This is a genomic window from Komagataeibacter xylinus, from assembly GCF_004302915.1.
In the GTDB taxonomy this organism is placed as follows: domain Bacteria; phylum Pseudomonadota; class Alphaproteobacteria; order Acetobacterales; family Acetobacteraceae; genus Komagataeibacter; species Komagataeibacter xylinus_C.
Genome location: NZ_QQBI01000057.1, coordinates 1 through 10,392, shown reverse-complemented (window position 1 = coordinate 10,392; position 10,392 = coordinate 1). Strand labels below are relative to the sequence as shown.

General features: G+C 57.4%; 14 protein-coding genes and 1 tRNA gene. 6 read left to right on the top strand and 9 right to left on the bottom strand.

The annotated features are described in order from the left end of the window. The 4 genes from DV027_RS16370 to DV027_RS16355 are packed head-to-tail and all read right to left on the bottom strand — an operon-like array spanning window position 1 to window position 2,404. On the bottom strand, window positions 1-507 hold the full coding sequence (locus DV027_RS16370; RefSeq protein WP_242621977.1) for a S26 family signal peptidase: 507 nt from the start codon (window positions 505-507) through the stop codon (window positions 1-3). After that, window positions 504-1,019: a DUF2840 domain-containing protein gene (locus DV027_RS16365; RefSeq protein WP_130732907.1), complete on the bottom strand. Its 516-nt coding sequence runs from the start codon at window positions 1,017-1,019 to the stop codon at window positions 504-506. The genes DV027_RS16370 and DV027_RS16365 overlap by 4 nt, the downstream gene beginning before the upstream one ends. Next, window positions 1,016-2,134, bottom strand: coding sequence for a replication initiator protein A (locus DV027_RS16360; protein WP_130732906.1), 1,119 nt, complete (start codon window positions 2,132-2,134; stop codon window positions 1,016-1,018). The genes DV027_RS16365 and DV027_RS16360 overlap by 4 nt, the downstream gene beginning before the upstream one ends. After that, on the bottom strand, window positions 2,135-2,404 hold the full coding sequence (locus DV027_RS16355) for a helix-turn-helix transcriptional regulator (protein WP_025828231.1): 270 nt from the start codon (window positions 2,402-2,404) through the stop codon (window positions 2,135-2,137). A 286-nt stretch (window positions 2,405-2,690) separates the two neighbouring features. On the opposite strand from DV027_RS16355, the gene DV027_RS16350 reads away from it, so the two are divergent. Continuing rightward, window positions 2,691-4,091, top strand: coding sequence for a deoxyguanosinetriphosphate triphosphohydrolase family protein (locus DV027_RS16350; protein WP_165399228.1), 1,401 nt, complete (start codon window positions 2,691-2,693; stop codon window positions 4,089-4,091). Further along, window positions 4,088-4,846: a hypothetical protein gene (locus DV027_RS16345; protein ID WP_130732904.1), complete on the top strand. Its 759-nt coding sequence runs from the start codon at window positions 4,088-4,090 to the stop codon at window positions 4,844-4,846. Before DV027_RS16350 ends, DV027_RS16345 begins: the two co-directional genes overlap by 4 nt. Before the next feature lie 62 nt (window positions 4,847-4,908). Here the strand turns inward: DV027_RS16345 and DV027_RS18205 are convergent, their stop codons facing one another. The 4 genes from DV027_RS18205 to DV027_RS16325 all read right to left on the bottom strand — a co-directional run bounded on the left by DV027_RS18205 (window position 4,909) and on the right by DV027_RS16325 (window position 7,500). Beyond that, on the bottom strand, window positions 4,909-5,394 hold the full coding sequence (locus DV027_RS18205; RefSeq protein ID WP_165399229.1) for a DUF2285 domain-containing protein: 486 nt from the start codon (window positions 5,392-5,394) through the stop codon (window positions 4,909-4,911). 49 nt (window positions 5,395-5,443) lie between these two features. Beyond that, window positions 5,444-5,632 (bottom strand): transcriptional regulator domain-containing protein, encoded by a 189-nt coding sequence (locus DV027_RS18200; RefSeq protein WP_408884475.1) that lies wholly within the window; start codon window positions 5,630-5,632, stop codon window positions 5,444-5,446. Window positions 5,633-6,002: 370 nt separating this feature from the next. Further along, window positions 6,003-6,683 carry a DNA methyltransferase gene (locus DV027_RS16330; RefSeq protein ID WP_130732902.1) on the bottom strand — a complete coding sequence of 227 codons (681 nt, stop codon included), beginning with the start codon at window positions 6,681-6,683 and terminating at the stop codon, window positions 6,003-6,005. A 202-nt stretch (window positions 6,684-6,885) separates the two neighbouring features. Then, window positions 6,886-7,500 (bottom strand): DUF2726 domain-containing protein, encoded by a 615-nt coding sequence (locus DV027_RS16325; protein WP_130732901.1) that lies wholly within the window; start codon window positions 7,498-7,500, stop codon window positions 6,886-6,888. A 128-nt stretch (window positions 7,501-7,628) separates the two neighbouring features. Between DV027_RS16325 and DV027_RS16320 the strand changes: the two genes are divergently transcribed. The 4 genes from DV027_RS16320 (at window position 7,629) to DV027_RS16305 (ending at window position 10,359) form a co-directional block, all read left to right on the top strand. Continuing rightward, window positions 7,629-7,838 carry a hypothetical protein gene (locus DV027_RS16320; protein WP_130732900.1) on the top strand — a complete coding sequence of 70 codons (210 nt, stop codon included), beginning with the start codon at window positions 7,629-7,631 and terminating at the stop codon, window positions 7,836-7,838. A 101-nt stretch (window positions 7,839-7,939) separates the two neighbouring features. Beyond that, complete coding sequence (locus DV027_RS16315) at window positions 7,940-8,263, top strand: type II toxin-antitoxin system HigB family toxin (RefSeq protein WP_048851140.1); 324 nt, start codon at window positions 7,940-7,942, stop codon at window positions 8,261-8,263. Continuing rightward, a complete protein-coding gene (locus DV027_RS16310; RefSeq protein ID WP_025825656.1) occupies window positions 8,253-8,633 on the top strand; it encodes a helix-turn-helix domain-containing protein in 381 nt (126 codons plus the stop codon). The genes DV027_RS16315 and DV027_RS16310 overlap by 11 nt, the downstream gene beginning before the upstream one ends. A 28-nt stretch (window positions 8,634-8,661) precedes the next feature. Next, entirely contained in the window at window positions 8,662-10,359 is a 1,698-nt protein-coding gene (locus DV027_RS16305; RefSeq protein ID WP_130732908.1) for a recombinase family protein, read from the top strand. Here DV027_RS16305 and DV027_RS16300 read toward each other — a convergent pair. Then, window positions 10,316-10,392: transfer RNA gene (locus DV027_RS16300), tRNA-Met, on the bottom strand. The two genes, DV027_RS16305 and DV027_RS16300, sit on opposite strands and share 44 nt — an antisense overlap.

Here is a 10,392-nt window from a genome sequence, read left to right as displayed (position 1 = left end):
TCAATGGCTGATCACCATATCCGTGCTGGGGAATTTTCCGACAGCACATGTGGGGAATTTTGAAACAGCATTTACAAGACTGTCGTGGACAGACGGGTTCATGAGAAAAATCTGATCCGGTGCGATGCGGCGGCAGCCCTGCCAGACCGGCAACACACGCCCGCGCCGGTCACGCTCCTGCGCCTCGCCCAGCCGCACACTATCGACGGTAACGGCACGGCCGACACGACACACCTGTTGCCCCGGCAGCGCCGCGACAGGCTTCAGCAGCGGCACGCTCCGGCCGATATAGCCACGTCCGACCATGAAATCGGCCAGCGGCTTCGGTGGCCTGACGGCAACCAGATCGCCGACCTTTAGCCCGTTCGGCGCTGCAAGGTCGTAGAGGCCGAGGGGCGTGCTGGCGGAGGCGTTCCAGAGCAGCTTCACCGGCACGGGGACGATAGACGCGACGGCGACGCCCATCGCGGCAAAATACGTCGCCATGACATAACCGAAGCGGGTCATGGCACGATCTCCCGCCGTCTGAGCCAGACCCGATGACGTGCCATGGTGTAGGTGCGCGGTTGCTCACCCGCATTCAGCCGGTTGCCGACATGCCGCCAGTGATCGGGCGAAACCGCGCAGGCATCGATGCCGGCCTTTTCCACCGCATCGATATGGAGGAGCACCTGTTCGACCTTCGGCCAACCCGCGACCCGCAGCAGGATTTCAGCGCCGGGCCGGACGAACGGGACCGTCTGGCAGGGTTCTCCCGGTGTCACGGCGCGCAGGATGTCGATGCGCGACGCGATCGTGCCAAAATCATTGGCCGCCCAGCGGACGAAGGCGAAGATGCTGCCGGGACGGAAAGAGAAGATGCGACGCCGACGGTCGAGGATCTGTTCCTGAGCCTCATGGCCGAATCTGATCCAGTTCTCGACGCGCTTCTCTATGTGGGTCAGTTCGACATGGGTCAATGCGTCGCGTGCGGACAGCAGGGCATGGCTCCGCGCACGGAACGTTCTGACGCTGGTCATGGCCCGTCTCCCGGCGTGGGAGAAGGACCACACGCGTGCGGATCATGCGGCCTATCGACGGCACTGGCACCACGGTCGGTAACCGGTTGCCCCAACATCAAAGAGTTAGATTCTAAGTTAGACTCTAAGTTAGGAGCGCGATTCCGCTTTTCAGGCCAAAGACTTAACTGGGGTTCGTGCGCCTGAAATCCCGATAGTGATGCGCCCGAAGTCCCGATAGTCCCTGCGCCCGAAATCCCGTGTCCATCCACAGCGTCATCCACAGGCACTGTGGATAAATTGACGGGACGAATATGCAGCAGTTTCCGCCGTCCTTCGCGCCGGATCGCGAGGCGATAGCCGGGGAGCGGCTGGCGGGCGGCGATGCGCCGCAGGTCGAGCGCGAAATCGGAGACACGCGCCAGGCTGCCGGATTTCTCGTGAAGATAGGGAATCTCGAACATCCAGCCCTGCGGCTGATGCCCGGCATGTTTACGGGCGACGCGGTAGAGCCAGCGTTCGATGCCGCCCGTCAGGCGGAAATAGGCCGGGTCGATGGTCAGGACCAACGAGCGGTCGATGACGCCGCGATAGAACCAGTCCGGCAGAACGCATTCCATGCCCTCGACACGGCCGTCGCGTGCCGTCCGTTCCTCCCATTCGTTGATCCAGGAGAACTGGTGCCGGCGCCAGTGTTCGCCGTTACGGATGGTGGTGCGGATCACGGTCGATTGCAGCCGGGCGAATGCGGCCTTGAGCAGGTGATAATCCCGTGCGCCCGTGGCGCGGCCGACGGCCGTCAGAAGCTGATATGGGGTGAAGCGCAGGAAGCGGGATGTTCTGAGGCCGCCATTCTCAGCCTCGACGATCTGTGAAGCAGCCCAGATCAGCACGTCAGCATCCCAGATCGTAGCCATGCCGTGTTCGGCCAACCCGTGAATCTCGACACGCTGGCCCCCGGCCTCGTACAGGATCGGGGCAATGCGCTTTGTCTTGGAAAGCGAGAAGAACGGCCGCTCCATCAAGTCACGCTGGTCGCGGGGGCTGGCATCGCCACCCGCGATGACGAAGGGATCGAGGCGAAGCCGCTCGCTCTCCCGCCCCTGCTCGCCGCGCTGCGGCATGACGCCGGCCATTCAGAGGGTCGCCTTTTCGGCCGGGGTCAGCGGGCGGGCTGGGAAGACACGGCAGGGTGTCTCGTCGGTCGTGGACCTGCGGACGCCGTTCTCGGTCCAGCCCTGAAGGTCGTCGAGGGTATAGACGATGCGGCCGCCAATCTTCCGATAGGTCGGGCCGGTGCCGTAGGTGCGGTGCTTTTCCAGCGTGCGGATGGAAATACCGAGGAAGCGCGCCGCGTCGGGCGTGCGCAGGAAACGGGGCGGCAACCCCGTCTTGGGATCGAGCATGATCGGCCTCCGGTTGGGTTCGGCGGCTGTCGGCAACGACAGCGGACCATGGCGAACCGTGGCGGAGGATCGGCGGTGTGGAGAGTGCCGGAATTACGGGGGTTGATTCCGGCACTCCGATGAATTCCTAGACATCTGGAGCAAGGCCATGATCGAGGATGCATTTTTCACATTAAATTCAGCCAATTAAGACGGAACAAGCAGAATCGAGCTACCTTACTCGTGCGCGGAGGCAAAGTGTGCTTTAAGTGAGAACTTGGAGCGATTCTAGCAGAGGGAGAAAATTGTGACTGATCTTTGGGCAGATAGTCGCTACCCGCGCAGGCAAGAAGTAGAATTTTCTTCTCAAGATACCCCAGCCACAATATCAAGCGATATTCGTTCTGCATTTCAGCATGATTATGATCGGATTCTATTTTCTGCACCTGTTCGTCGTCTCGCCGATAAGACGCAGGTCTGGCCCATGGACGAAAATGATGGGGTGAGAACCCGTCTGACCCATTCTCATGAGGTCGCCAATTTGGCGCGCTCAATCGGGACTCGTATCTCGAAAAGCGGTGACCTTCCTGGTGCCGATCTGATGGAAACTATCCAGCCTATTTTGCAGGCTATCGGCTTGGCACATGACCTAGGCAACCCACCGTTTGGACACCAAGGTGAAGCTGCAATCGGTCGCTGGTTCTCGAACAATTTTGCATCAATTAAGGCAAAATGTCCCCCTGATGAGTGGGAGATCGTAGAGCCATATCTTGCTGAATTCGAAAATTTTGATGGGAATGCCCAGACTCTCCGTCTTCTTGTAAGCCTTCAAGCGCATATAGCCGGCTTGGGCCTTGATCTAACAGCCGCTACCCTAGTCGCTGCATTAAAATATCCTGTTGGGGCGACAGGAGTTGATAAAACCATACATGCCAAATCAAAAATTGGATATTTCTGGTCAGAAAAAGAAATAATTCAGTGGGTCCGGGACAAAACAGGATTAGAGGAAGGACAACGTCATCCCCTGACTTGGATTATGGAAGCCTGTGACGATATTGCCTACTCCGTATTGGACGTTGATGATGTTTTGAAAAAAGGGATAATTTCTCCAGATGACGTATTGATTACTCTTGATAACGATAAAAGCATTACAGACAAAAAAATCATTGAAAAAATAAGAAAAAAGTTTACAGAAATTTCTCACCTTCAAAACGACTCAGATATTAAAAAAGATATAAAAATTCAATACCTAAGGGCATATCTATTAGAAGATCTTATTAAATCTGCCTGCGATAATTTTTCAGAGTGCCGCGAATTAATTTTCGATTTTCGTCACACAAAAGGTCTTTTAGACAATAATAATCTCTGTCTTTCATTAAAGAAAATTTCTAAGAAATTCTGCTTCAACAATGAAGTTGTTCTTAGACAAGAAGCAATAGGAGCCGACGCAATAGACGGCCTGATGACAGCTTTTTGGAAAGGGATAACTGACAGAAAGGATAGAGACCAGCTTCTGTCCAAAAGAAATCTGCCGTTCTCCAAGTATATGTTCTCATTAATTAGTCCAAATTACATGGAATGCGCTGTTAAACCGCATACACTTCCGACTGTCTATCGAGAAATGCGCCTTCTTACCGATATGGTTTCAGGAATGACTGATACGTTCGCATTGAATTTGTGGCATAAAGTGAGGGCCATTCCGCAATGAAACCGCCTCCTAATCTCGCAGCGTTAAAGAAGCGCGTTGATAGATATCTATGGGAAAGCCGCGACCCTAAGGCTGTTGCGTTTAAAAATTTCTATAGAGAACATCTACGTCAGTTTTCCCGCACAGCAATTATCGGTGGCCTAGTTCGCGATTTTGCCATCAATGGGCGATATGGCTTTAAATCTGATATCGATATTGTCATCGACGACGATAATTATGCCGTAAGTAAATTCGCACAAGAAATAGGCGCAAGTGGCAATAAATATGGCGGGTTTTCTGTCAGAAACAATTGTGTGAAAATTGATTTTTGGTCCCTATCTTCAACATGGACGGCAAAAAACGCCAATATTCCTGTAAATTCCATAGAAGACGTAATCAACGCCACGTTTTTTGATTGGGATTCAATCGTATATCTAATAGAAGAAAAAAAAATAATCTGCACAGAAAACTATATTAAAAAAATAACCGAAAAAGAAATAGACATTGTTGTGGAAAAAACCCCTTCAAAAAATGGAAATTTGCGCAGAGCCATAAATAGAATCCTGAAGTGGAATTTAACACCGGGACCCTCGCTTGAAATTTTCATTAGAAACAACACAACTAAAGAGATTGCCCTTGAGGCAATCAAAAAATTCAACTTACCGGAATCTCAATGGAAAAATACTAACATAGATGCGTTTGTAGATTATCTCGTGCAGAAAAAAGACAAAAATCATGATGAGTTTTACTTCTATTTTTCCTCGGGCAAAAAATAGGAATCCATTATATTTTCTGGGTTATATTCAATACAGAACAGAATCGACAATCCCCTCTAAACTCAACACTTAGATAATGTAATTGGATAATGCAGAAGATTGCGGTAGCCGCCACGAACGTAATACCGGCCATCAGCAACAAGGCGCCGGACCTGGTTCTTGCGAGGATCGTTGTCCCAATCGGCCTTCCTGCCTTCAAACCCGAGCAGAACTTCGGCCAGTTTGCGATAGCTCGCGCCATCCGCTCGACCATCAAACGCCCGAAGCATCAGGATATGCCGGTCCCGTGTCTGTTGCGGGAAATCATGAGCCCACCTGCCCTCAGACCGATCGACCAGCGCGCGCCATAAACGCAGCACGGCTTCCGCACGCAGTTCCAGCAGCTTGTCGAGCGGCAGGATGACAACATACGTGGCGTGTCCATCCGCCGGACGTGTCGGGAGCCAGAACTGATGTGACGACGCGCCGGACGGCCAGAAACCATGCCACGCATCACCATCATCCAGCCGCGCGACGAGGTCCGGCAATTCCGCAAGGTTGATCGGCATGACGGCCGGATCATCCGCATCCGCAAGAGCCGCCCGCAGTTCGATCACGTCAGGCGAGAGTTCCGGTATCCAGAAAACAGGCGTGCGGCCGGCAGGCTGCGTCGGGTCGACAGGGAAATCGCAAACCCCATCGTTTGGAAAAGGCTTTGCTGCCCCCTGGCTTCGGAGCCGCAAGCGTTTTCGTTCGCTGGAACGCGCGACGATATTCGTCGTCACGTCGAAGATATTCCCAGGCCATGCCGGCAGCAGCAATGTCTTGTGCGTGTTCGTAAGCGGCCGGCGACTGCCAATCTGACATCGGCATCGCGTTACCCTTCCTCTTGCGCCTGCTTCGGGCAGCAGGAACATCAGGATGCGCAATGGGACGATTTTGTGCAGACTGTGTTTGGAGATATGTCGATCTCGTAACGCGATCGCACGACGTTATGGCGTTCGTCCGCGCGTGCCAGAATATTCCGCGAGCCGGGCACTCGCCCGGCGAGCGGCGCTTATTTTCCATCTTCCCGCTGCCGATCCGCGAAGTCGGATCGGCGCAAATTTGTGCGGACAGACAGGACAAGGAAGGGGGCACCGCAGAACCGAATTGTCGGCTCTGCGGCGTTCACTCCCTATGCTGCTATTTTCTTCGCCGCGTACCAGGCCAGTCGCCGGGTCGCCGTTGCCGCGTGTTCTGCGTCGAGTTCCATCCCCAGCCACTCACGGCCGAGATGCTGCGCCGCCACCAGCGACGACCCCGAACCGCAAAACGGGTCCAGCACCAGGCCACCCACCGGGCAGAACGCATCGACCAGCGGAAGCAACGCCGCCACCGGCTTTTGCGTCGGATGCAGTTTATTGCCCGAATACGGCATGTCGATCACATCCGGCACCGGCTGTCTAGGCCGCCTCACGCTCCCTTTTGCCAGAAGGTAAGCGCTTTCATGCTCGTAGCGAAGAAAACCCGAAGACGAGGCATAGGATTTGCGGAAAACGATATGTCCGACCATGCGGAACCCGGCCGCTTTCCAGGCATCGGCAAACAGGTCGATCTTATTCCATCCGTAAAAACTGACGGCAAGACCGCCCCATTTCAGCACACGGTGCATCTGATTCACGGCCGGACGGAGCCAACGCGCGTTATCGTCATTGCGAACTTTCCGCCCGTCCCGCCCCTGATAGTTCACCAGGTAAGGCGGATCGGTCAGAATGAAATCCACCGCGTTGCGCGGCATTGCCCGCATCAGGTCCACGCTGTCGCCATTGAGAATGGTATTGCGGAAATTGGTCGCCGTGGTGGTGTTGCCGCTCATGGTCTTCGTCCTTTGTTCCGCGAGGAACAGCCCCGCTGTTCCTCTGCCTCGCGGCGAGCAGCGGGGTAGCAACGGCAAGGGCGACCGATGGGGAGGGGTATCTCCCGGTCTGCACGGAGCGCAGCGCAGGAAGATCGGGGACACCCCATCGGGCGGCGTCAGCGCGCTGACGCGCACCCTTTCCGGCGCGAGGGCGGAGCCATTAGCCTGTTCTTTTGTCTGTTTCCAGCACTCCAATTTTCTCCGAAAGTGCAGCGAAGACATCCGGCTTGCTCATCCTCTCGGGGATTTCGAGCAACGGGATACCTGCCTTCTGCAAGGCCAGACGCTTGACCGCCATACGAGCGTCAGCGTCGCCGGATAGATCGTGACCGGAACCGTTATACTCGACCACCAGGACCGGATTGCCAAAACGATCGATCAAAAGGAAATCGACGCGCTTGCCGCTATAGGAACTGAAAGCCCGCTTCTGACGTGGATCATCCGGGGCATAAGGCGTTTTGATGAATCCGCCCATCGCAACCTCGAAGGCGAAACGCCAGTCGGGCTGATAGTCCTTGATCCACTCGTCGATCGCGTAGAGTACGCGCACGGCTTCCCGATTGACGGGAGGAACGGCCTTCAGGCTGCATTCACCAATAAAGCGCAACTGGTTCTGCGGATCGGACAGGTCATTCTCCTGTCGGTATTGCCGACGGCGCTCGTCTTCCTGCTGCCGAACGGCGGCCTGCTGCGACAGGGCCTCTTTCGCACGACGATCCCGAATATAGAATCCGATGGCATATCCAATCGCCAGAAGAATGATCACCTTTTCCACGGCCGTCCTGCCTCCCTTTTCTGCGCGATCACCGCCGATTACCGCATGGGGCGCCGCACGGTCTTCTCAAATCCCCTTGTCCTGTCCTTCATCGTTCCTGTCGCCCCATGACCGGGAAGGTGGACAAGATGGCACGCAAACCCGACAGGATCAGGATCGAGGTGTTCGGCCCCGCCAGTGAGGCGGAAACGGCCGGTGAGGCGTTCCGCCCGTCCGATGACGCCATCCGCTCCCTCGCTCGCCTGATCGGCCGGCAGATCGCCCGCGAGCAGTTCGAGCGTGCCCGCGCGATGGAGCGGAAACAGGCTCGACAGAACCGATCCGGTCCCATGCGGTAGCCTCCCTTTCCCGGCAGTATTGCCCCCGGCGAACGACCCCTCATTGGGCAGTCGTGTATTTTTCTTGTGACCATTATGGTCCCGTGATATAAGATCAGTCAATGAGGATCATCGCCCGACGCACGCTGAGAGAGTTCGTCGACAGTCTGGCAGGCCAGAAGGACCAACCGGCCGTGAAAGCGGCGCTGGATGCCTGGTTCGCCGAAGTCGGCAGGGCTGCCTGGACAAGCACCGCCGATGTGAAGCGGCTCTACGCCACGGCGAGTATCGTCAGCGCCGAGCGGATCGTCTTCAACATCAAGGGCAACGCCTATCGCCTGGTCGTGGCGGTCGATTTCGAGAAAAGCATCGTCTGGATCAAATGGATCGGCACGCACAAGGCGTATGACAGGATCGACGTGACGGAGGTGGAGCATGACGGCTGACCTGAAACCCATCCGCAACGAAGCGGATTATGACGCAGCGCTGGAAGAAGTCGGGCGCCTGTGGGGGGCGAAGAGCGGCACGCCGGACGGCGACCGCCTCGATGTGCTGGCAACCCTGATCGACGCCTATGAGGCGAAACACCATCCGATCGATCCGCCCGATCCGGTCGAGGCGATCCGCTTCCGGATGGAGCAGCAGGGCCTCACCCGCAAGGATCTGGAGCCGATGATCGGTCCACGCAACCGGGTGGCCGACGTACTGAACCGCAAGCGCGGTCTGTCGATCGACATGATCCGCCAGTTGCATGACGGCCTCGGCATCTCGGCCGAGGTGCTGATCCGGCCCAGCCGGATGGACAAGGTCGCCTGATAGGAAACATTACCCAAGGAACATCCCCATGACCCGCGTCGCCCTGTATGCCCGCTACTCGTCCGACAACCAGCGCGACGCCTCGATCGAGGACCAGTTCCGCATCTGCCGCGAACATGCCAAGCGCGAGAAGTGGAAGGTGATCGGCGCCTACAAGGACGCGGGCATCTCCGGCGCCAGCATGATCCTGCGCCCCGGCATCCAGACCTTGTTGCAGGATGCCCAGGCCGGACGGTTCGATATCGTTCTGGCCGAAGCGCTGGATCGCATCTCCCGCGACCAGGCCGACGTCGCCACCCTGTTCAAGCACCTGAAATTCGCCGGTGTGCCGATCGTCACCCTCGCCGAGGGCGAAATCTCAGAATTGCATGTCGGCCTCAAGGGGACGATGAACGCCCTGTTCCTCAAAGACCTGGCAGCTAAGACCCATCGCGGCCTGCGCGGCCGGGTCGAGGACGGCAAGTCCGGCGGCGGTCTCTGCTACGGCTATCGCGTCGTCCGCCAGTTCGACGCCAAAGGCGAACAGATCCGGGGTGACCGCGAGATCGACGCGTATCAGGCGGAGATCGTCCGCCGTATCTTCCGCGACTTTGCTGCCGGCATTGGTCCGCGCGCCATCGCCAAGGCGCTGAACGATCAGGGCATCGCCGGTCCCGAGGGCAAGCTGTGGAGCGACACCACGATCCGGGGCCATGTGAAGCGCGGCACCGGCATCATCAACAATGAATTGTATATCGGGCGCCTGATCTGGAACCGGCAGCGCTACGTCAAAGATCCGTCCACGGGCAAGCGCATCTCGCGGCTGAACCCGGAATCAGAGTGGGTCATCACAGACGTGCCCGACCTGCGGATCGTCGATGACGCCCTCTGGCAGGCGACGAAGGCCCGCCAGAACATCATCGCTGAGAAATACGTCAATGTCACCGAGGCCGTGCGGGCGCATCACAAACGGAACCGACTCAACGGCACCCGTCGGGCGAAATCCCTGCTGTCGGGTCTGCTGTTCTGCGGCCAGTGTGGTGGCCCTTACACGCTGCGAGGCTCCGACCGCTTTGCCTGTTCAGGCCATGTCACCAATGGTTCCTGCACCAACAGCCGGACGATCCCCCGCCCCGATCTGGAACGCCGGGTGCTCTCCGGCCTCAAGGACCGGATGATGACACCCGAGATCGCGGCCGAGGCGATGCGTGCCTATGTCGAGGAGACCAACCGCCTCAATCGCGAGCGCCGCTCCAACGCCGATGTCTGGCAGGTGGAACAGGTGAAGGTCGAGAAGCAGATCCGGGGCATCATTGAGGCTATCAAGGAGGGCATGTTCCATCCCAGCATGAAGGCGGAGATGGACACGCTCGAAGCCCGCAAGGCCGAGCTGACAAACCTGCTCTCCGACGTCCCCGACGATGTACCGGACCTGCTGCCCAGTGCTTCGGCGATCTATGCACGCAAGGTCGGCCGTCTGACCGACGCCCTCAACCGCCCCGAGGAACGGCTGGAAGCCGCCGAGGCGCTGCGAGCACTGATCGAGAAGGTCGTGCTCACTCCCGGCCCGAACCGGGGCGAGATCGACGCGATGCTGTATGGGGAACTGGGCACGATCCTGAACTGGATCGAGCGGCAAGCCGTTGGAAAGGCTGAAAACACGAACACTCCCGGAGCTGGGCTCACGGGAGTGTCGGTATCAGTGGTTGCGGGGGCAGGATTTGAACCTGCGGCCTTCAGGTTATGAGCCTGACGAGCTACCGGGCTGCTCCACCCCGCG

What these genes read in the sequence shown, in the direction of transcription:
- DV027_RS16330 (WP_130732902.1), bottom strand. Translation starts at nt 6,683, where the DNA reads ATGAGCGGCAACACCACCACGGCGACCAATTTCCGCAATACCATTCTC.
- DV027_RS16345 (WP_130732904.1), top strand. Translation starts at nt 4,088, where the DNA reads ATGAAACCGCCTCCTAATCTCGCAGCGTTAAAGAAGCGCGTTGATAGA.
- DV027_RS16360 (WP_130732906.1), bottom strand. Translation starts at nt 2,134, where the DNA reads ATGGCCGGCGTCATGCCGCAGCGCGGCGAGCAGGGGCGGGAGAGCGAG.
- DV027_RS18205 (WP_165399229.1), bottom strand. Translation starts at nt 5,394, where the DNA reads ATGCCGATCAACCTTGCGGAATTGCCGGACCTCGTCGCGCGGCTGGAT.
- DV027_RS16305 (WP_130732908.1), top strand. Translation starts at nt 8,662, where the DNA reads ATGACCCGCGTCGCCCTGTATGCCCGCTACTCGTCCGACAACCAGCGC.
- DV027_RS16370 (WP_242621977.1), bottom strand. Translation starts at nt 507, where the DNA reads ATGACCCGCTTCGGTTATGTCATGGCGACGTATTTTGCCGCGATGGGC.
- DV027_RS16365 (WP_130732907.1), bottom strand. Translation starts at nt 1,019, where the DNA reads ATGACCAGCGTCAGAACGTTCCGTGCGCGGAGCCATGCCCTGCTGTCC.
- DV027_RS16315 (WP_048851140.1), top strand. Translation starts at nt 7,940, where the DNA reads ATGAGGATCATCGCCCGACGCACGCTGAGAGAGTTCGTCGACAGTCTG.
- DV027_RS16310 (WP_025825656.1), top strand. Translation starts at nt 8,253, where the DNA reads ATGACGGCTGACCTGAAACCCATCCGCAACGAAGCGGATTATGACGCA.
- DV027_RS18200 (WP_408884475.1), bottom strand. Translation starts at nt 5,632, where the DNA reads ATGGCCTGGGAATATCTTCGACGTGACGACGAATATCGTCGCGCGTTC.
- DV027_RS16355 (WP_025828231.1), bottom strand. Translation starts at nt 2,404, where the DNA reads ATGCTCGATCCCAAGACGGGGTTGCCGCCCCGTTTCCTGCGCACGCCC.
- DV027_RS16320 (WP_130732900.1), top strand. Translation starts at nt 7,629, where the DNA reads ATGGCACGCAAACCCGACAGGATCAGGATCGAGGTGTTCGGCCCCGCC.